This window comes from Xanthomonas prunicola (assembly GCF_002846205.1).
GTDB lineage: Bacteria > Pseudomonadota > Gammaproteobacteria > Xanthomonadales > Xanthomonadaceae > Xanthomonas > Xanthomonas prunicola.
On the sequence record NZ_PHKV01000003.1, the window covers coordinates 441,747 to 463,183 of the forward strand.

At 63.4% G+C, this 21,437-nt stretch carries 15 protein-coding genes and 1 tRNA gene; 1 reads left to right on the forward strand and 15 read right to left on the reverse strand.

The annotated features are described in order from the left end of the window. The 4 genes from XpruCFBP8353_RS11960 to XpruCFBP8353_RS11975 all read right to left on the reverse strand — a co-directional run bounded on the left by XpruCFBP8353_RS11960 (position 1) and on the right by XpruCFBP8353_RS11975 (position 7,294). The gene (locus tag XpruCFBP8353_RS11960) at positions 1–843 is read right to left on the reverse strand and encodes an STAS domain-containing protein (protein ID WP_101363668.1); all 843 of its coding nucleotides are present in this window, start codon (positions 841–843) and stop codon (positions 1–3) included. 668 nt (positions 844–1,511) lie between these two features. Beyond that, positions 1,512–3,836 carry a tetratricopeptide repeat protein gene (locus XpruCFBP8353_RS11965; protein WP_101363669.1) on the reverse strand — a complete coding sequence of 775 codons (2,325 nt, stop codon included), beginning with the start codon at positions 3,834–3,836 and terminating at the stop codon, positions 1,512–1,514. A 24-nt stretch (positions 3,837–3,860) separates the two neighbouring features. Then, positions 3,861–5,729, reverse strand: coding sequence for an ATP-binding protein (locus XpruCFBP8353_RS11970; protein WP_101363441.1), 1,869 nt, complete (start codon positions 5,727–5,729; stop codon positions 3,861–3,863). Between the two features lie 209 nt (positions 5,730–5,938). Next, positions 5,939–7,294: a helix-turn-helix transcriptional regulator gene (locus XpruCFBP8353_RS11975; RefSeq protein WP_207759638.1), complete on the reverse strand. Its 1,356-nt coding sequence runs from the start codon at positions 7,292–7,294 to the stop codon at positions 5,939–5,941. Between the two features lie 884 nt (positions 7,295–8,178). Between XpruCFBP8353_RS11975 and XpruCFBP8353_RS11980 the strand changes: the two genes are divergently transcribed. Further along, positions 8,179–8,970, forward strand: a complete 792-nt coding sequence (locus XpruCFBP8353_RS11980) for a response regulator transcription factor (RefSeq protein ID WP_101363443.1) — start codon at positions 8,179–8,181, stop codon at positions 8,968–8,970. Between the two features lie 528 nt (positions 8,971–9,498). On the opposite strand, the gene XpruCFBP8353_RS11985 is transcribed toward XpruCFBP8353_RS11980, so the two are convergent. From XpruCFBP8353_RS11985 to lspA, 11 genes are all read right to left on the reverse strand, one after another. Continuing rightward, the gene (locus XpruCFBP8353_RS11985; RefSeq protein ID WP_101363444.1) at positions 9,499–9,885 is read right to left on the reverse strand and encodes a DUF805 domain-containing protein; all 387 of its coding nucleotides are present in this window, start codon (positions 9,883–9,885) and stop codon (positions 9,499–9,501) included. 409 nt (positions 9,886–10,294) lie between these two features. Next, the gene (gene radA / locus XpruCFBP8353_RS11990; RefSeq protein ID WP_101363445.1) at positions 10,295–11,701 is read right to left on the reverse strand and encodes a DNA repair protein RadA; all 1,407 of its coding nucleotides are present in this window, start codon (positions 11,699–11,701) and stop codon (positions 10,295–10,297) included. A gap of 89 nt (positions 11,702–11,790) precedes the next feature. After that, positions 11,791–13,137, reverse strand: a complete 1,347-nt coding sequence (locus XpruCFBP8353_RS11995; protein ID WP_101363446.1) for an aminotransferase class I/II-fold pyridoxal phosphate-dependent enzyme — start codon at positions 13,135–13,137, stop codon at positions 11,791–11,793. A gap of 222 nt (positions 13,138–13,359) precedes the next feature. Further along, positions 13,360–15,240 (reverse strand): M61 family metallopeptidase, encoded by a 1,881-nt coding sequence (locus tag XpruCFBP8353_RS12000; protein WP_157935123.1) that lies wholly within the window; start codon positions 15,238–15,240, stop codon positions 13,360–13,362. Between the two features lie 155 nt (positions 15,241–15,395). Beyond that, positions 15,396–15,731, reverse strand: a complete 336-nt coding sequence (gene cyoD, locus XpruCFBP8353_RS12005; protein ID WP_101363447.1) for a cytochrome o ubiquinol oxidase subunit IV — start codon at positions 15,729–15,731, stop codon at positions 15,396–15,398. Then, the gene (gene cyoC, locus XpruCFBP8353_RS12010) at positions 15,731–16,363 is read right to left on the reverse strand and encodes a cytochrome o ubiquinol oxidase subunit III (protein WP_207759630.1); all 633 of its coding nucleotides are present in this window, start codon (positions 16,361–16,363) and stop codon (positions 15,731–15,733) included. The genes cyoD and cyoC overlap by 1 nt, the downstream gene beginning before the upstream one ends. Then, positions 16,360–18,360 (reverse strand): cytochrome o ubiquinol oxidase subunit I, encoded by a 2,001-nt coding sequence (cyoB, locus tag XpruCFBP8353_RS12015; RefSeq protein WP_101363448.1) that lies wholly within the window; start codon positions 18,358–18,360, stop codon positions 16,360–16,362. The genes cyoC and cyoB overlap by 4 nt, the downstream gene beginning before the upstream one ends. Further along, positions 18,360–19,295, reverse strand: a complete 936-nt coding sequence (cyoA, locus tag XpruCFBP8353_RS12020) for a ubiquinol oxidase subunit II (protein ID WP_101363449.1) — start codon at positions 19,293–19,295, stop codon at positions 18,360–18,362. Before cyoA ends, cyoB begins: the two co-directional genes overlap by 1 nt. Before the next feature lie 362 nt (positions 19,296–19,657). Beyond that, positions 19,658–19,733, reverse strand: a tRNA-Thr gene (locus XpruCFBP8353_RS12025). Between the two features lie 73 nt (positions 19,734–19,806). After that, positions 19,807–20,757, reverse strand: coding sequence for a 4-hydroxy-3-methylbut-2-enyl diphosphate reductase (gene ispH, locus XpruCFBP8353_RS12030; protein ID WP_101363450.1), 951 nt, complete (start codon positions 20,755–20,757; stop codon positions 19,807–19,809). 66 nt (positions 20,758–20,823) lie between these two features. Next, entirely contained in the window at positions 20,824–21,342 is a 519-nt protein-coding gene (gene lspA / locus XpruCFBP8353_RS12035) for a signal peptidase II (protein ID WP_101363451.1), read from the reverse strand. Positions 21,343–21,437: the final 95 nt, after the last annotated feature.

Consider the following 21,437-nt stretch of genomic DNA (forward strand, 5'->3'; position numbering starts at 1 on the left):
TCAGCCCGCCTTGCCCACGGTCACGCCGATGCGCTTGAGCGCCAGCGCCAGTGCGTCGGACAGGTTGGCCTTGGTGACGATGCCCTGCAGGTCCAGGCCCAGATGCACGATGGTCTGCGCGATCTGCGGGCGCACGCCGCTGATGATGGCATCAGCGCCCATCAGGCGGATCGCAGTGACGGTCTTGAGCAGGTGCTGCGCCACCAGCGTGTCCACGGTGGGCACGCCGGTGATGTCGATGATGGCGATTTCCGAGCCGGTATCGACGATGCGCTGCAGCAGCGACTCCATCACCACCTGGGTGCGCTGCGAATCCAGCGTGCCGATCATCGGCAGCGCCAGCACGCCCTCCCACAGCTTGACCACCGGGGTGGACAGCTCCAGCATTTCTTCCTGCTGGCGCACGATGATGTCTTCGCGGGTCTTCTGGAACGCCTTGACGGTGTACAGGCCCAGGCGATCAAGCAATTCCGACAGCGCCCATAGCTGCTGACCGAGGTCTTCCGGAGTGCTGGCGTATTCGCGCTGGACCAGCGCGAACAACACGCGCTTGAGCGAGAAGATGAAGTTGGCGGTTTCCTGCGAGTCGAAGCCGCGCGTAGCACGGTCGCGCGAGAGATTTTCCAGGAAGCGACGCACTTGACTCCACTCGGCACTGTCCAGGCTGCTACCGTCGTCTTTCAACGAGGTCACCAGCAAGCGCAGGAATTCGCCGGCCTGCGCTTCGAACTCCTGCCGCGACAGACGCGCATCGTTGCCCAGGCTGGAACCCAGCCATGCAGCCAACAACGCACTTTCCTCGCCCCGAATCGCATCGATCGAGCGCTGTTGCAATGCCACCATGAGATCACCCACCAAAAGAATGAAGAGGTTGGGCATGCGGGCTGGACTGCGCCCTGACTGACGCGGCGCCCCCACGCCGATGCGTAGCAGAGTAAAGCAATTCAGATTGTGCAACCAGCGACACAACCTGTAGCGGTCATCCGGGCCCCGCCGAGCGCAGTGTGACATTGCAGCGCCCGCGCCGAACGTGCGCCGGTCCACGCCTGCGGATATGCACTGTGCCGCTAGAGATACCTGGCGAAACGACAACGATCCGCGGACAACCGCCCAAACCCACCTCGCATCGCCTGCAGTGCGTGGCGCCACCGGTGGCATGTTGTCGTCGGGCCGGCAACGACCCCATTGCGGCGGCTACCGCCGGTGTACGCGCACTGGCCGACGCACTATGCCAGTGACGAGGCGATATCGCCGCACGCGGCGCTCGAACGCAATGCTCTCAATCAAGCAGGCACGCTACGGAAAGCGCGGTGTTGCATCCGGGGTGGCGCCGTGTGGCCACATGAACGCTGCCAGCAAACCCATGATGGATGACAGGATTCCCGACACCATAGGCGTCGCTACGCATCAAACCTGAGGCCAGAACGCACGCCACACATTCCGAATGCCCAATCGCCAATCCCGGCGACGATCGCATCAACGGCCGCCGCCAGACAGCGCTGATCACCACCCTACAACCCGTAACGCTCCACCGCATCCAGATGCGGCTGCGGATCCTGGCCGCAGGCTTCGGCAAGTCGCAGCCAGCACATCGGATGCGACCAGCGCGAGGTCGTGCATCGCAGGACGCGATGCAGTTCCTGCGCGGCGACGTTTTCCGGAAGCGCCACGGTGAACAACACGCCCGGCAGCCCGGATGTCGCATCCTCCGGGTTGAACGCATCCGGATGGTCCGGGTCGACCACGCGATAGTCGTCGCGACTGTGCAGCCACATCTTCCAGCCGCGCGTTTCCATGTCGGCACGCATCGCCTCGATCACCTCGTCGCCAGGATGCACGCCGTCCACCAGCCAGCTGTTGGCATAGCCGCCCGCCTGCAGCACATGCACCTGCGCGTAGGTCGGCACGAAACGCTCGCGTTCGGCCTCATCTTCCGGCGGCGGATACAGTAGTTCGGCGTCGAACACCACCCAGTCGCCGACATGCTGGCGCCGATGCGCAGGCGCGTTTTCGGCGATGCGTGCAGTCACCGGGCCGGTGCGGCGCGCGTAGTACTCGGCCACTTCGCCATCATCCATGCAACGAATGATCACCCAACCCCAGGTCTCTTCGACCACGCCGCTGGTGCTGCTGAGTTCCATGCCGATGGCCTGCGCAGACGCACGCACCGCGTCCCAATCCTGCGCGGCGCTGGCCGCCGTCATGTGGTCCCAATGCGCAGAACGCGGATCTTCCTGCAGCTCGGTGAGTTGCCGATAGACCGCGGCGGCTTCGGCAAACCGCTCGGTCGTGAGGTACATGCGCGCCAACAAGCCGCGCGCGCCGTGCGAGCCGGGCGATAGTTCCAACAGCGCGGTGCATGCCTGTTCCAGCGCTGGCCAATCGGCCAGCCGCTGCGCAAGCTGGGCCTCGCACCACAGCGCCGCCACCGGCACCTGCAGGCGATACAGCTGCGCCAGCCGGCGCATACCCACGTCATCGCCCCGGCCCAGCAACAGATTCATCAGCCGGAAGGTGGGGCTGGTTTCGCGATCGGCATGCCGCTGGACGAAGGCCCACAGCAGCGCAATCGCCTGCTCGTCTGCCGCGCAGGCACTCAATGCGGACGCCGCGGTATCGACCAACTCGGCATCGTCCGGACGCTCGGCCACCGCCTGCAGCAACCATTGCGCTTCGCGCTCGGGATTGCGCACGACATCATCGCCCTGCGCGTTCAACCATTCCAGCAACTGCGCGGCAGCGACCGGTACCTCCTCGCCCGCCGATGCGGCTGCGATGCGCGCAGCCCAACCGTCCAGCGCCAGCGTGGCGCCACGGTCCTGCCGCAACTTGGGCACATGCGCACGCGCCTGCGCCAGATGCCGGCGTGCAGTCCACACCGCACCGCGCTGCAGCGCCAGATCGATCGCGAGCTCGGCGGCTTCGATCAGGATGCGATGCGCACCGACCTGCGCGTAATGATCGAGCATCACCTGCAAGCGGCTGCCCAGATCCCAGCTATTGCGCTCGGGGGCGCGCGGTACCAGCACCGCCACTGCACGCAGCCAGTGCAGGCGGTAACGCGGGGCAACCTCGCGCCATGGCAGCAGCGCTTCCATGGCTTCATCGTCGCGCTGCAACAGGGCCAGCGCGCGCGCCTTCTGCAGGCGCCGCGGCTGACTGCAATTGGCCCACTCGGCGCCTTCGCGCGCGGCGTCGCGCTCGCGTTGTTCCACCAGCGCCAGCGCTTCCTGTGCACGCCCAAGCGCAAGCAGGATCGAGATGCGCATGTCCGCCACCCCGTCGTAGAGTTCGCCTCCATGCGCCTGGATGGTCTGCGACTGCTGATCCAGATACTGCAGCGCTGCGTCACCGCGCCCGTCGTCGAGCAAGGCATCGGCTTTTTCGCAGCTCAGGCATTGGTAACACGACCAGCTCGGATCGATGCGGCCAAGGGTTTCATCGCACACATCAATGCGTTCTTCCACCCAGCCGGGGCCATCGATGTTGGCGTAGCACGCGGCCAGATCTTGGGTCACGCAGACCGACTGCGGGCACTCCAGTGCGTCGGCGCGATGCGCGCGCTCGAACAGCGCCACCGCATCGCCCAGCGCGCGCTCGCCTTCGCACAGATTGCCGACCCGGTTGCGCATTTCCCAATGGCCGACGAACACTTCCAGCCAGGGGTTGGCCAGCGTCTTGCCCAGCGCACGCGCCTCGGGCAACAGCGCTTCGGCACGCTCGATCTGCAGATCGCAGATATGGTCGGTCAGGCGCGTCAGCAACTGCGCGTTCTGCGGCTGCCCGGCTTCGCCCAGGTCGTCCTGCAGCTTCTCCACCCAGTTCCAGATTTCCATCATGTCGCTCCTACGATGCGGCGCTCAGCGCACCAGCAATTGGGTCACGGCCTGGGCGAGATCGCCGAAGGCCTTATTCAGATCGGAAACGCCCGCTTCGGTGCTGCCTGGCTGTGGCTGCGTACGCCCTTGCGACGAGACGATTACCTTGAGCGAGCGCAGCAAGCGCGCCGCCACCGCCGCCTGCGGATTGCCCGCACGCTGCGCGGCCAGCAAGGCCTGCAGCGCGGGATTATCAAGATTTAAATACAACCGCTGGGTCTGCCGTGCTTCGATACGTGCGGTGAACTGACGCGCCAGGCGCAACGCGGCGGTGGAGATGCGCTTGTCGTTCTCGTCCTGCTCCAACCGGCGCTTCAGCTCGGCCTCGCGATCAGGCACCACCACCAGCGGTAATTCCTGCGGGCTGAAACGCGCCGGCACCAACGCTTCGCCATCGCCCAAGTGCTGTTCCAGCCACGCCAGCTCGTCGGCCGGCAGCGTGTCCAGATGGAATAACTGGCGGTTGCCCTGTTCGGTGCCCAGCTCGACCAGGCGCACACCCTTGGCCTGCGCCCAACGCCGCAAAAACGGCACCACCGCATACCGGTTGCCATAGGCCACCGGCACGCCCATCGCACGAAACAGCATTTCTTCGAAACCGCTGTCGCTATCCAAAATCACATGCACCGCGCCGCGCGCCGGCAATTGCTGCGCCGGCAGATCGCCTTGCGACGTCGGCACCCGCACGTGTTCCAGCAGTAATTCGAACAGGCGTTCATCGCACAGTGCCGCGCCCAGCAGGGCTTCGTTATGACGCAGCAGGATGCGTCGCCATGCCTCCGGTTGCTGACGTGCGACATCGGCCAGGCCTTGCACCAATGCCTCGAACAAGGCGTGCTGCACCGCGCTGTAGACCGTATCGCGCTGCAGATCCTCGCGGCTTGCGGTGGGCGTCAATCGATTGGATTCGATCACCCCACCGATAAAGCCCGCCCACGGCGGCAGCAGTTCGCGCGCGTTGTCGTCCAGCAACATGCCGCGCAGGAACACCGACAGATTGCGGTTGTCGCTGGTGCCGTAGGTCGCACCGTCCTGCACCCATAACAGGCCGACCGCGTCGCTGCCCTCTTCCGCACGCACCGACATGCAGCATAGCGGCTCGAAGTTGCGCTCGAAGCGCGCGGCGAACTCGCGTTGACGGCGCCAGGCCTGCACCGGATGCAGCGGCACGGCGTCGTGCATGCGCCACGGCGGCGGCTCGGGATTGATCGGCTGCGCATCGGCGCCGATCCAGATCGGCTCGCGCAACAGCGCGCAGTAGCGCGACAGAATCTCGCGCAGCCGGCCCTCCTGCGCCAACGACAGATACTCGCTGTGTAGTTCCAGTACCACCTCGGTACCCACCTGCGCACGCGCAGGAATCGGGCTGACGGTGTACTGCTCGGCGTTGCTGGAGATGTAGCAATGGCCCAACGTCGGGGACTGGTACGAGGTGGTGCGTACGGTCACCCGCCGCGCCAGCACGAAGGCAGACAAAAAGCCCAGCCCGAACATGCCGATCAGGCCGCTGTCTTCGTGCCCCCCCTGACGTAGCCCACGCGTGTAACCCACGCCCACGGTGGCCAGGTAATCGTGGATTTCCTGCTGGGTCAGTCCAGCACCGGTATCGACGATGCGCACGATGCCCTGGGCAGTATCGGCATGCACTTCAATGCGCGATTCGCCCTGCCAATCGGTTTGTTCCAGACGACGACGCAGGATGGAATCGTGCGCGTTCTGCACCAGCTCGCGCAGCGCGACCACTGGAGTGGAATACAGATGCTTGCTGAGGACAGACATCAGTCCATTGAGATCGACGCCTGCCCGGCGGATCTGCGCGGCGTCGTTCGCCTCGGGAGTGTGATCTTGCATGATCGGTCGTCGTTTCCTTGGCGGCGACGCCCATCCTCGGACGCGCCCCCTGGGTGCCAGTGCCAGCCGGAAAGGATAGCCGCAAGCCACCTCGCACGCACGTCTCAATTCAGCTCCTGCCCTACGTTGCGCACTGCGATGCCCGCTGCATCACCCGCCCGAACGACCCGCCACGGCCCGTTAGCGCTACCAAGCCATGGCGTGCAACGTTACCGCTGCAAGGTCTCCATCGGCGCCTCGTTGAAGTGCTGGCGATAGCCCTTGGCCAATGCCGAACGACTGCCCACGCCCCAGCGACTGGCCGCTTGCAACACGCTGCCGCAACCGCCTTCGGCCAGCAGTTCGTCGCGGATGCTCTGCATGCGGTAACGACGCAGCACCTGGGTCGGCGACAGCCCGGTCGCGGACTTGAACGCCTGCTGCAGTGCGCGGCCGGTGACCCCGATTTGTGCGGCCACTTCATTGATCGACAGATCCGAGCGGTGCGCGTTGGTGATCATGTAGCTGTACGCACGCCGATATTTGGCCGGCAAGCGGGCGGAAATATCGTCGCTGACGTGCGCTGGGGTGCCGCTTTCCAGCAAGCGTGGCGCTTGCACTTCGCTGCGAAGGCATTGCACCGCGCCCAGCGCATAGCGGTTGTAGAGCAACAAGGCTTGTTCCGTGCGTCCCATCGCCTGGCTGATCTTGGCCTGGCAGTACTCGAACTCCAGATTCCAGCGCGGCGCGTGATGCCGGCCGGCACCGGCCAGCGCGCGCTCGGCCAGATCGGCCCGCCCCACCGCCAAGGCGGCAAGCGCCAGTTCCACCTGAGCGTCCTGACGCGCGCACGGCGGGCAGCCGGTGGCCGCGGACGGCAACGCATCGATCTGCGCATCGAAGCCGAAGGTATCGCCGCCGGCGATGCGCAGCAGGTTGCGCACATGCCGCATGCGCTGTGCCAGCACCGGCATGCTCTCGGACAGATCGGCGATGCACGCGCGCAAATCGCTGGGCTCGAAGGCATGCGCGACATCTTCCTGGCGCAGCGTGGCCTGCCAGAACACATGGTCGCCCATGCGATCGGAGCGGCGGATGCGCAGTTGCGCAATCATGTCCAGACGTAGCGCAGTGGCGATGCGCAACCAATCGGAAGCACCGCTCTCCAGTTCGGACAGTACCTCGTTGGCGCGCTCCAGGGTCTGCAAGGCCAGCGTGCTTTGGCCCAGATGGAAGTGGGTCAGTGCCTTGCCCAGCAGGCTCTCGCCGCACTGGCTCGGTGGTGTTTCGCGATCCATCGCCAGCTGCGCAAAGCAGTTCAACGCGGCACTCAGGCGCCGCTGGCTCAGCATCAACCAGGCGGTGTTCCGACACGACAGCAGACGCAATTGGCGCTGCTGCCCGCGCATCGCCTTCAAGGCCTGCCGATACGCGTCTTCAGCCTCTTCTTGATATTCCAGGATCAGCAGCGCATCGCCGCTGGCACCGAATAGGCTGACCTCATCATCGGCGCCATCCACTGCGCCCTGTCCGTCGCGTCGCTGTTGGAGATGTTGCAGTCCCTGCGGCCAAGCACCAACCAGCATCCTGCTCGTATAGGTAGGAAGACGTTCTGCGTAAGACAACGCAGAGATCGCTGCAAAGTAGGTGGAAAGGATCATGCCGGTCTCTCTCTTGGGGGGCGGAGCAAAGGACAAGAAACGCCGAACTCGCTGGCGCAAACGATTGTATGCAGCGGATCCAATAGAATTTCTCACTTGAAGACACTGAAAAAATCAAAAAACCTCACTCTGTACTCAAATGTGCACGTCGTGCGTTCCGCGTGATGCGGCGAGTTTTTGCATACCGCCAGCAGTGTCGTGCGCCTGGCATTTCATGCCATCCGGTCGGATATTGATGCGATTGGTCTGCGCCAATGCGCTTATGCAGCCGGACAACGTCTGCGAACGCGCTTCTTCCACGCGCATTGACCGTTTTCGGCCGCAATCATTGCAATTGTGTGACCACGCATACCGACGGGGGCTTGATGGTCAGCAGCAGGCGTATCGCGCCGCCACATCACTGCAACCGTATTCCAGATACGCGCGATTGCACGACGAATCGCAATAGGTTGGTCTAGACCTCGGTGGGTGAGTGCATCTCACCACACGCATCGGTGCATCGCTGCGCATTGCCGACACGCAATTAGCGCATGGCCCAGGCATGCCTGATATGTAAGAGCTCCGTTACGTCTAGATGAGCGCAAGTTAAAGCCAATCCACCCAAAACCGAAGAAGCGTACGCAAGCGTGAAACTTTTCGTCCTTGCAATGGTACATACCATTCGTCCGGTGCTGCCGGACTTCCCTACGGCAACCAACTGGTCCGACGATGCATCGATCTCTCCCTCTGGGTTTTGTCTTGGCGTCGGACGCCCAGCATCGGCAGCCGACCCACGCGTGGTTTGCGCGCCGCCACGGGAAGGCCGACTGATGAACGACCCTTGCCCCCCCGCCAATGGATCGGCGTTCCTGTTGACGCAGGACGCGCGCCTGGCCTCGCAGGTCAATGCCAGCCTTGCACCGCTGGCGCGCGATGTCTCGGTGTTTTCCGATGAACTGGAGCTCCTGCGTTCGCTGCGGCACTCGCCTTGCGAGCTGCTGGTCTTCGACGCCAGCTGCGTCGCCTCCGACGACAGCTCACTGCTGGCCTGGCAGCGCTGCCACAGTGGTCAGCCCACGCCGCTGATCGTGCTCGGGCGTTTCGATTGCGCCAACGACATCCTGGGCTGGTATCGCGCAGGCGCGCAGGAGGTGCTTGCGCTCCCCTTCAATTCCCACGAATTGCAGGTCCGCGCTGCCCTGGCGCTGTCGCCGGTGGCGCATGCCTGCCCAGAGACGCAGCAACTCAGGGTTGGTCCATACCAGTTGATCCGCGATGAAAATACCGTCTATCTGGATGGCAAGCCGATCGTCCTGACCGCACGCGAGTTCTCGATTGCCTGGCTGCTCTTTTCCAGCCCGGGCGTGTGCTTCCGACGTTGCCAGCTGGCCAAGGCGGTCTGGGGCAGCCACACCGAATTCACCGATCGCACCATGGAGCAGCACATCTACAAGCTGCGCAAGAAACTGCAGCTGAGCAATCACAGCAGCGCGGTGCGTATCAGAACCGTGTATTCGCACGGCTATAAATTGGAACTCGCGCTGCACGACAAAGACGCAACGACGATGGGCAAGGCTGTTACCCCGGGTCTCAGCCCGGCACATCGCACAGCCGCCTGCTAAGCAAGCGCACCGCTGCATGTGCGCGATCTGCGTTGCGCAAGTCTCGCGATGAAGAAGTCTCGTGCGCTGTAGCGAGAGTGTTTGACGACATTGCGTGCGTTGGCACGCTATCGACGACAAATAACGTGCAGGCGCATGTCATCCGCACGCTACGCCGTGAATCGCGTGCTGTCTGTACCGACTCAGCTGCATCGTTCATTGCACGACCCTGTGCACAGGCTGAGACCGGTGTTGCGCCGCATCGGTGCATCGCTAATGCGGCGTGGCATCGACGAATGACGCCCCCCCTGCTGCGAGGAGACTCCACATTCGAAGATGCGCCGAGCATGCAGGTGCGTCGCCGCGTGCCATTCCTGTGGTCCGAGGCGTATCCCCCTGCCTGCAAAATACGGCCTTACTGGCAATCGTCACGCGCCACCAGGTGACGTTCCACCTACGCCAACGCGCAGCAGCGCGATCCGCGTACCCCACATACGACAACGGCGCAGGGAGTTCCCTGCGCCGTTGTCCGTTTTCATGACGCGTGAGTTACTGCTTGGGATTCTCGCCGTACTGGTTCGGGCCAGGCGTGCCTTCTATGCACATGAAAACCAGCAACACGAACGCACCGACGTATGGCACCAGGCTGATCAGATAAAACCAACCGGACTTGTCCTGGTCGTGGAGACGACGCACCGTCACAGCGATAGCGGGCACGATCAACGCCAAACAAACGATCATCATGACTGCACCGATCAGCCACGCCAGCGCGCCGGGGCCGTTCTCGTTGCCCATCGTCGCTGCAGCGATGGCAAACAGACCGCCGAACACGATCAGCACCAGAAACTGCATCAGCGCGAACATCCAATATTCCTTGCGTCGCGAGCGACCATTGAAGTCGGCGTAGCGCTTGAGCGGCAGCAACATCCATTCCATCGTGATTCTCCTTAAAACGGCAGTGAGCGGTGTTTGCGATCCGGTGCACAGTGCAACGGGCCGCGCATGTTGCCATAGCCGCACTCTTTCTGAAAACGCTTTCTCGACCCCCAAATGCAAATACCGCAGTTTGTCCGACAAACGGCTTGCAGGCGTCCGAGCAGCGCGATGCAAGCAACCCATTGACATCGGAGCGCGCCTGTAGGCGCCGTGTCTTCCTTCGTCTACCACTTCCGAGGGTGGGCCTTGCGGCCGCGGTGATCAGGACGCCGGCCGGATCATCGACGGTCTGCCTGCAGCCGGCTGGAGCGATGCCAGCATGCCGCTGCCGACCATGGCCGAGAGGCCGCGTCCGCCGCGTCCGCAGATTGCTGAACCTAAAGAGTCCAGGACCCGCGCGGCGCGGACGTCAGTCGGCAGCCGCTTCCAGCGCCTGGCTCAAGCGCTCCACCGCAACGATTTCCATCCCCTTGATGCTGGTGGTCTTGGGCGCATTGGCTCGCGGCACGATGGCGCGTTTGAAGCCATGCGTCGCCGCCTCCTTCAGGCGGTCCTCGCCGTTGGGGACGGGGCGGATTTCGCCGGACAGCCCCACTTCGCCGAACGCGATGGTCTTTTCGGACAATGGCCGGTCGCGTAGCGACGACAGCACAGCCAGCAGTACAGGTAAATCGGCCGCAGTTTCCTGCACGCGGATGCCGCCCACCACATTGACGAACACGTCCTGATCGCCCACCACGATGCCGCCATGGCGGTGCAGCACTGCCAGCAACATCGCCAGCCGGTTCTGCTCCAGACCCACCGCCACACGACGCGGATTGGACAATGGCGATGCATCCACCAGCGCTTGCACCTCCACCATCAGCGGCCGGGTGCCTTCGCGGGTGACCATCACGCAGCTGCCGGGCTGCTGGGTGCTGCCGCCAGACAGGAAGATTGCCGATGGGTTGGAAACCTCCTTGAGGCCTTTTTCGCCCATCGCGAAGACGCCTAGCTCGTTGACCGCACCGAAGCGGTTCTTGAACGCGCGCAACAGGCGGAATCGGCTACCGCTCTCGCCTTCGAAGTACAGCACCGCATCGACCATGTGCTCGAGCACGCGTGGGCCGGCAATGCCGCCTTCCTTGGTCACATGGCCGACCAGAAACACGGCGGTGCCGGTTTCCTTGGCGTAGCGCACCAGTCGCGCTGCGCTCTCGCGCACCTGACTCACCGAACCTGGCGCTGCGGTCAGCGATTCCGTCCATAGGGTCTGCACCGAATCGGCCACGATCAGCTTCGGCCGCGCCACGCTGGCGTGCTGCAGGATATTTTCGATACCGGTTTCGGCCAGGGCGTTCAGTCCTTCCAGCGGCAGATCCAGGCGCACCGCGCGCCCGGCCACCTGCGCCAGCGATTCCTCGCCGGTCACGTACAACACCGGCAAGGTGCCCGCCATGCTGGCCAGCGCCTGCAACAACAACGTGGATTTGCCGATGCCGGGGTCGCCACCGATCAGCACCACCGCACCTTCCACCAGCCCGCCGCCCAACACCCGATCGAACTCGCCGATGCCAGTGGACACGCGCGCCTGCTCGGATTGCTGCACATCCTTGAGCGCAGTGATCTTGGGCGCCTCGGCCTTGCCGGCCCAACCACTGCGTCGCGATGCCGCAGGCGAGGCCTTGCCGCCGGGCGTGGCGCTTTCCAGCACGATTTCGCTGAGCGTGTTCCACACCCCGCACTCGGTGCATTGTCCTTGCCACTTGTTGTATTCGGCGCCGCACTCGCCGCAGACATAGGCGGTTCTGGCTTTGCTGGCGGCGCTCTTGGCCATCGGAACATCCGGAAAAGCGGTGGGAGCGCTACTGTAGCCTCGTGGCGTCTCGCAGGGCGAGAACGGCGCCATGCGCAGGTGCCGCGGCGCTATGCCTGCGCGCGCAGGCGCGCGTCGCCATGCGCGTGCTCGCCCCAGATCCGGTCGATGCCCTCGGCCAGACGATCCAGGTCCTGTTCGGTATGCGTAGCCATCACACTGATGCGCAGGCGCTCCTGGCCGCGCGGCACCGCCGGGAAGTGCACCGGATTGACGAACAGCCCCAACTGCTCAAGGCGCATCGCCGCCGCCTTGGCATCCATGGCCGGCGGAGTGTGCACGACCAGGATCGCCGAGGGCGTGGACACGTCCAGTTCCCAGGGCAGCGCATTGAGCCGCGCGCACAAGCCGGCGGCATTGGCGTGTAGCTGGTGCATCCGCTCAGGCTCGGCAGCGATGACATCCAATGCGCCATGCGCCGCCGCGATCGTGGCCGGCGGCAGTGCGGCGGAGAACATGTACGAGCGCGATATCCAGCGCAGATACTCGATCAACGGACGCGAAGCGCACACGAAGCCGCCATTGACCGCCAAGGTCTTGCTGAAGGTGCCCATCAACACGTCGATTCCCTGCGCCACGCCGAAGTGCTCGCCGCTACCGCCGCCATGCGCGCCGAGCACACCGGTGCCGTGTGCATCGTCGACCACCAGCAGCGCCGAATGGCGCTTGCATAGCGGCACCAGCTCATCCAGCGGCGCCAGGTCGCCATCCATCGAGTACACCCCTTCCACCGAGACGAAGGTGTCCTGCTCGCAGTGGCCACTGCGCTCCAGCCATTGCGCCAGACGCTGCAGGTCGTTGTGCGGGAACCGGCGCGAGGAGAGCCCGGCCAGTTTCAGCCCGTCGAACCAGGACGCATGAGAATACTCGTCGTAGTACATGCGGTCGCCGTTGCGTGCCAGCGCGCCGGGCAAGGCCAGGTTCGCGGAAAAACCACTGGAGAAGATCATCGCGTCCTCCTGGCCCTTGTGCGCGGCCAGACGCTCCTCCAGTTCGCGGGTGATGCGCAGGTAGCCATTGAGGAACGGCGGCCCGCCGATACCCGTGCCGTATTCTGCGATGGCACGCCCTACCCGCTCGCGCACGTGCGGATGATTGGCAAGGCCCAGATAATTGTTGGAACCGAACATCAGCACTGGACGCGGCGCGCCACCGGCGTCATCACGCAGCAGCACTTGGCGATCGGCCGGAGAGCAAATCTGGCGGTGGTACGGCATGCGCCCTTGCTCGCGGTCATGCGCAACTAGCGTCGCGACATACTGCGCCCGCTGCCGCAGGCGCATGCCGCGGTTGTCGAACAATAACGCCGGATCGAAGTTCTCGCCGCTCTGGGGGAGCGGATCGCATTGACCAACAGCGTCGGCTGCGAGAGAAACGGTAGGCAAAGAAGGCTTCATCGTGGTGCCCGTGGCAGGTTGATCGAGGGTTGAAAGGCCGCTGGCTAGCGGCCCCAACTACGATCGCGCGCCTCCCCGTAAAGGCGCTATACCTGTGCGTATAAACAACCACGTCGGCGAGATAAAACTTGCGTAACCGCGCATGCGCCACGCGGCCTAACTACCTGGCCCCAGCCACCGCTGTGCGGTCCATGCACCGCGGCGTGGCGGCACTCCGACGGCTTATCGGGCCTTGTACAACTCGCTCAGGCGATCCGGCTTGCCGGCGATACGTTCCAGATGCGGATACAGCAGGCCGCCGTGGTAATCGATGCGCACGGTGTCGTAGCGGTCCAGGCGCTTGACCAGCAACTCGATCGGCGCGGTGGTGCCCTTGGCCTCCTTGATCGCGTCCTTGATCACCTCGCTGCTGAAGGCGCGGCCGTTGACCGCCACGATGGTGTTGCCGGCGATCAGGCCGGCATTGAAGGCAGGGCCGTCCCACAGCACATCGCCGATATCGCCAGAGGACTTCAGGGACAGGCCAAGCGAATAAGTCAGGCTGGCGTCCTTGTCGTCGCTCTCGTCGGCCTTGGTGGCCAGATTCGGCTCCTCGTTGTAGACCAGCTTCCAGCCGTTGGCCTCGATGCCAGCGTTCAAGGAACCGTGCCCGTCCATGCGGCTGCGCAACAGGCTGGCCCAGTCGTAGGGCGCCACGCCATTGAGCGTGGCCACGATGTCGTCGAAGGTGTACGGGTTGACGTCCCAGTCGCCGTTCTTCATGCCGAAGAAGGCCTTGCCGAAATCGTCGATGGAGCGCTTGTTGTTGGTCAGCGCGCGCAGCTTGCTGTCCACTTCCAGCCACATCATCTGGCCGCCCGAGTAATAGTCTTCGGCCATCTGATAGCTACGGTAGGCCTTGGGCCGGCGCATCGACATGGTCGGGTCGTTGGTGGTGTCCTGCACGGTGCGCCAGGCCATGCCGGGGCGACCACGCTCGTAGTTCGCCGCCACGCCGGCCAGCATCTCGCGCGCCTGATCCTGCGTCCACAGGCCCGAACGCGCAGCCATCACTTCGCCCCAGAACTGCGTCTGGCCTTCGTACAGCCACAGCAGGCTGTCGCCCATCGGGACGTTGAAGTTCGGCGTCGCCAGGTCGGCGCCGCGACGGTACTTGCCATTCCACGAATGGTTGAACTCGTGCGCCAGCAGGTCGCGCCCGGTCCAGCTCTTGTCCCACTCGGTGAAGTAGGTCGGCACCCCGCTGTTTTCGCTGGAGCGGTGATGCTCCAGGCCGATGCCGCCCAACTTCTTGGTCAGCGCCAGCAGGAATTCGTAGTGATCGAAATGGCGCGCGCCGTAGAGTTTGTCCATCTGCTGGACCAGCGACGCATGCGCCTTGATCTGCTCGGGCTTGGCCTCCAGCGACTTGGCTTCGTCGGCGAACACGTTGAGGTAGACAGGCTGCTTGCCACCGCTCAGCTCCACGCGCTTGTAGTACTTGCCGGCAAACATCGGCGAATCGACCAGGTCGTCGAAATCGATCGGCTTGAAGGTCACCGTGTCGCCGATGCGACGATCGGTGTCCAGTGCGGTGGCATAGCTCCAGCCGGCCGGCAGCGTCACGCTGGCCTGCGCCTTGATGTTGCGCGCGAAATAACCGGCTGGGTACAGCGCGGTGGTGTTCCACTGCAGGTTGAGCATCTCCGGGGTCATCATCACCCGGCCCTGGTTGCCGGCCTGCGGCGAGAGGAACTTGAACTCGGCCGTCAGCTCGGTGGCGCCCTGCGGCACGTCCACCTTGAATGCGTAGACATCGAACTGGTCGCGCGTCCATTGCACCACCTTGCCATCGACCTTGATCACCAGACCCGCGAGCTTGTCGATCGGCCCGGTCGGCGAGTGATTGCCCGGAATCCACTGCGGGTACAGCAGCGTCATCGGACCCGGCTTTGCCGGCATCGTGGTCTTGACCTTGAAGATGCGGTGCGCCAGGTCGGTGGCGTCGACGTCGATCTTCAAGATGCCGTCGAACGGCACGTCCTGCGGCGGCGCGGTTTGCGCGGCGGCCGGCAACGACAGCGCTGCCAGCAGCGACACGGACAACAGGGTGGGCATCTTCATCGCAACTCCGCAGGTGACCTGGAACAGGCAAGCCCACGATGCTAAGCGCCCACCACGGCTTCCCCGTATGCCATTGGTCATGCCGCAGGCAAATTCATGCGCAAAAAAAAGCCGCCCATCGCTGGCGGCTTTCTCCGATCCGGCGTGGCGCCGTCTCAATGCATCATGTTGACGTTCATGTTGTGCAGCACCCACAGCGAGCCGACGATCACGATGCCGATGATCAGCAGCGAGAACAGGCCCACCTGCACGTTTGAACGCTGTTCCGGCGTGCGGTCCATGTGCAGGAAGTACACCATGTGCACCAACATCTGCACCGCGGCCATGACCGAGATCACGATGACGGTGACGCCCTTGGAGAACGCGCCGCTCATCACCATCGCAAACGGGATGACGGTGAGGATCACGGCCATCACAAAGCCGATCAGGTAGGACTTCAAGCCGCCGGCATGCGCGTCGGCAGCGGTTTCGGTGTGGTGGTGATTGGCCATTACAGCGCTCCCAGCAGATAGACGACGGTGAACACACCGATCCAGATGATGTCCAGGAAGTGCCAGAACAGACTCAGGCAGGCCAGACGCGTGCTGTTGCGCGCGGTCAGACCGTTCTTGGAAATCTGGATCACCAGCACCGTCATCCACAGCAGGCCCGAGGCCACGTGCAGACCGTGCGTGCCCACCAGGGTGAAGAACGCCGACAGGAAGGCACTGCGACCCGGGCCGGCACCCTCGTGGATCAAGTGGTTGAACTCCCATACCTCCATGCACAGGAAGCCGATACCCAGCAGCGCGGTCACTGCCAGCCAGCCGTACAGGCCACCCATCTTGCGCTTGTGCGCGGCAATCATCGCAAAGCCAAAGCTCAAGCTGCTGAACAACAGCAGGAAGGTTTCCACCAGCACGAACTTCAGGTCGAACAGCTCCTTGGCGGTCGGCCCGTCCACCGTGGCGCCGGAGAGCACCGCGTAGGTGGCGAACAGACCGGCAAACAGCAGGCAGTCGCTCATCAGATAGACCCAGAACCCGAAGACGGTGTTGCCGCCGCCGTCGTGATGCTCGTGGTCGTGATCGTGGCCGCCCGCGTGGGCGGCGTGGTCAAGCGTGGTCGAGGAAGCCATGGTCATACCACCTTCGCGGCCTGCGCCGCCTGTTGCTGTTCGAGCAGGGCGAAACGTGCGTTTTCGATGCGCTCCACTTCGTCGGCCGGTACCCAGTAATCGATGTCGTCATCGAACGTGCGTGCGATGAAGCTGCCGATCATGCCGACCAGGCCGATGATGGCCAGCCACCAGATGTGCCAGATCAGACCGAAGCCCAGCAGCACGCTGAAGGCACCGATGTAGACGCCTGCGCCAGTATTACGCGGCATGTGGATCGCTTCGTACTTGGATGGACGCACCCAGCCCTTGCCGTTCTGCTTGTCGGCCCAGAACTGATCGCGGTCGTCGATGTGCGGCAGCACGGCAAAGTTATAGAACGGCGGCGGCGAAGAGGTTGCCCATTCCAGCGTACGGCCATCCCACGGATCGCCCGTGTAGTCCATATGCTCCTTGCGCTTCCACACGCTGTAACCGATCTGCACCAGGTTCAAGAAGATACCCATGCCGATGATTGCGGCACCGACAGCAGCCACGTACAGCCACGGCGCCCACTCGGGATGGTTGTAGGTGTTCATGCGACGGGTCATGCCCATGAAGCCGAGCACGTACAGCGGCATGAAGGCCACGAAGAAGCCGATGATCCAGCACCAGAACGAGGCCTTGCCGATCTTCTCGTTGAGCTTGAAGCCGAATGCCTTCGGGAACCAGTAGGTCAGGCCTGCCAGGTAACCGAACACCACGCCGCCGATGATCACGTTATGGAAGTGCGCGATCAGGAACAGGCTGTTGTGCAACACGAAGTCCACGGCCGGAATCGCCAGCATCACGCCGGTCATGCCGCCGATGGTGAAGGTGATGATGAAGCCGATCGTCCACAGCACCGGCGAAGTCATGTGCACACGGCCGCGGAACATGGTGAACAGCCAGTTGAAGATCTTCACGCCGGTCGGAATCGAGATGATCATCGTCGTGATGCCGAAGAAGGCATTGACGTTGGCACCCGAGCCCATGGTGAAGAAGTGGTGCAGCCACACCACGAACGACAGCACGCCGATGCACGAGGTGGCGTAGACCATCGAGGTGTAGCCGAACAGGCGCTTGCGGCTATAGGTGGCGATCAACTCGGAGAAGATGCCGAACGCCGGCAGGATCAGGATGTAGACCTCCGGGTGACCCCAGATCCAGATCAGGTTGACGTACATCATGGCGTTGCCGCCGCCGTCATTGGTAAAGAAGTGCGTGCCCAGGTAACGGTCGGCACCCAGCAGCGCCAGCGCAACGGTCAGGATCGGGAACGCGGCGATGATCAGGATGTTGGTGATCAGCGCGGTCCAGGTGAAGATCGGCATGCGCATCAGGGTCATGCCCGGTGCGCGCATCCGCATGATCGTCACGAAGAAGTTGATGCCGGTCAGCAACGTGCCTAACCCGGACACCTGCAACGCCCAGATGTAGTAATCGACACCGACCCCTGGACTGTATTCCAGCCCCGACAAGGGCGGATAGGCCAGCCAACCGGTCTGCGCGAACTCACCGACGCCCAGCGAGATGTTGATCAGCGCTGCGCCGGCCACGAACAGCCAGAAGCTCAGCGAGTTCAGAAACGGGAACGCCACGTCGCGTGCGCCGATCTGCAGCGGCACGATCAGGTTCAACAGGCCGGTCATGAACGGCATGGCCATGAAGAAGATCATGATCACGCCATGCGCGGTAAAGATCTGGTCGTAGTGATGCGGAGGCAGCACGCCTTCACCACCATTACCGGCCAGCGCCTGCTGAGTGCGCATCATCGCCGCGTCGGCAAAGCCGCGCAGCAGCATGATCAACGCCACGATGATGTACATCACGCCGATGCGCTTGTGATCCACCGAGGTGAACCACTCTTTCCAGAGATAGCCCCACAGCTTGTACTTGGTGATGGCGCCCGCGATGAGCAGGCCGAGCAGGCCGGCACCACCCAGCGCGACCATGATGATCGGCTCGTGGTACGGAACTGCCTCGATGGTAAGTTTGCCTAGCATCACTTGTCTCCAGAAGTGCACATGGCGACCGGCTCCGTAGCCGATGCCTGATGGTCGCCGTGGCCTTTGTTGTGGCCCGGACCATTCATGTATTTGTCGACCAGCGAGCGGAACATGCCGTCCTGCACCGACGAGTAGTAGGTGACCGGATATTGTTCCTTGTCGTTACGATTGGCAGCCAGCACCTGGTACTCGGCAGCGTTCAACGTGGTCGGCGACGCCTTGACCTTGGCCACCCACGCATCGAAACCTGCCTGATCGGTGGCATGCGCCTTGAAGCTCATCTTCGAAAAGCCGTGGCCGCTGTAGTTGGTCGACAGGCCGAAGTACTCGCCCGGCTCGTTGGCCACCAGATGCAACTTGGTTTCCATGCCCGCCATCGCGTAGATCATGGTGCCCAGGTGCGGAATGAAGAACGAGTTCATCACCGTGTCGGAGGTGATCTTGAAGTTCAGCGGCGTGTGCACCGGGAACGCGATCTCGTTGACCGTGGCGATGTTCTGGTCCGGGTAGATGAACATCCACTTCCAGTCCAGCGATACGGCTTCGATATTGATCGGCTTGACGTCCGAATCCAGCGGCCGGTACGGGTCCAGCGCATGCGACGAGCGCCAGGTCAGCACTGCCAGCACCAGGATGATCACGCACGGGATCGACCACACCACTACTTCGATGGCGGTGGAGTGCGACCAATCCGGCTCGTAGCGAGCCTTGGTGTTGGAGGCGCGATATTTCCACGCGAACGCAATCGTCATCACGATCACCGGGATGACCACGATCAGCATCAGCACCACCGAGGTGATCAGCAGTTGCTTTTCGTCGTGGCCGATCTGGCCTTTCGGATTGAGGATGGCCGAGTTGCAACCTGCCAGCAGCAGGAAGGGCAACATCAGACCTGGACGAAGTAAACGCCCGAGCTGTTTCAGCGGAATCATCGGTCGATCCAAGTGCGAAGGAACGCCAGCCTCGTTCGTCGTATCCGTCCTGGGATGTTCCCGACGCAGCTGTCTTCCCAGAGGAGATGAACTGCGCAGACCGAAGACACGGGTTAGCGCGCTAATTTTAGTCTTTGCTGCACCTGCACGAAACCCATTGGCAATGATCTGACGCAATAAATGCGCGCCAATTTGTGCGACATGTTGTCGCAGCGCAGCGCGAGGCAAGAATTCCGCCGTTGCGTTTGCAAAATGGGGCAGGTTTGCACGCACGCAACGCATGCGAGGACACAAGTGAAACGCGGTGTTTTGGCGCTTCAAAACGCAACTGGGCCGGCACAGGCCGACCCAGTCTTGGAGCGTGGTGCCGGAAATAGGAATCGAACCTACGACCTACGCATTACGAATGCGCCGCTCTACCAACTGAGCTATTCCGGCGAGCCGTGAATTGTAGGAGCGCAGCTGCCCCCGGGTCAATCGCTGCAAGCGCCGCAGCGTGCCTAGCCGTCGCTCAGCTGACCAGACGCAGCCGCAGTTCCTTGGGCAGGGCGAACACCATCGATTCCGGCTCGCCTTCCAGCTCGGAGACGCCGTTGGCCCCCAGCTCGCGCAAACGCGCCAGCACGCCATCAACCAGCACCTGCGGCGCAGAGGCCCCGGCGGTGAGGCCGATATGCTGCTTGCCGACGATCCAGGCCGGATCGATCTCGCTGGCGTTGTCGATCAGGTAGGACTCCACCCCGTCACGCCGGGCCAGCTCGCTCAACCGGTTGGAATTGGAGCTGTTGGGCGAACCGACCACCAGCACCAGATCGCACTGGCGCGCCAGATCGCGCACCGCATCCTGGCGGTTCTGTGTGGCGTAGCAGATGTCGTCATGGCGCGGCCCCTGCATTGCCGGGTAGCGCGCACGCAAGGCCTCGATGATGCCCATGGTGTCGTCCACCGACAGCGTGGTCTGGGTGGTGTAGGCAAGATTCTCCGGTTGGCGGACATCGAGCGTGGCGACCTGCTCGATGTCTTCGACCAGGTAGATCGTGCCCGGCCCGCGTTCGCGGCTCCACTGCCCCATCGTGCCTTCCACTTCCGGGTGGCCGGCATGGCCGATCAGCACCACGTCGCGGCCGGCCCGGCAATGCCGCGCAACCTCGAAATGCACCTTGGTCACCAGCGGGCAGGTGGCATCGAATACTTTGAGCCCACGACGCTCGGCCTCCAAGCGCACTGCCTGCGAGACGCCGTGCGCGCTGAAGATCACCGTGGCATCGTCGGGCACCTCGTCGAGTTCTTCGACGAAGACCGCGCCACGCTGCTTGAGGTCGTCGACCACGAAGCGGTTGTGTACGACCTCGTGGCGCACATAGATCGGCGCGCCCAGCGTTTCGATCGCACGCTTGACGATCTCGATCGCACGGTCGACACCGGCACAAAAACCACGGGGATTGGCGAGCAGGACATCCATAGCGGACATTCTACGGGAATGGAGGATGGGGGATCTGACCGGGCGGTACGCGCCTGCAGGCAGGCTTCAGCGCAGATTCCCGGTTCCCGACGCCTGTTTGCCGGATTTGTCGAACAATCCGAACACCGCGATGCCGATCGCGCCGCCCACGATCGCCGAATCGGCGATGTTGAAGGACGGCCAGGTGTGGCTGCCGATGTACCACTGGATGAAATCCACCACGTGGCCATGCATCAGCCGGTCGATCACATTCCCGATCGCCCCGCCGATCACCAGCGCGTAGGGCAGCGCGCTACGCCAGTGCCCGCGCGCGGTGCGCGAGAGCCAGAACGCCAACAGGCCGCTGATGCCCACCGCCAACGCGGCGAAGAACCACAACTGCCACCCGCCGGCATCGCTCAAGAAGCTGAAAGCCGCGCCGGTGTTGTAAGTGCGGTACCAGTTCCAGAAACCGTCGATCACCGGCACCGGGGTGTACTCGGGCAGGCTGGACAGCACCCAGGCCTTGCTCCACTGGTCCAGGCCGACCACCAGCGCGGAGAGCAGCAGCCAGATCAGGGCGGAGGGTTTGGGTCTTGCGGTCATGGAATCACCTTAGCTGTTGCGTCTGCCGGGTTCGGAAGACGCTGCCCGGCGGGCAAATCGGTCAGCAGCGCCGGATGCGCCATCGCGGCCCTCAT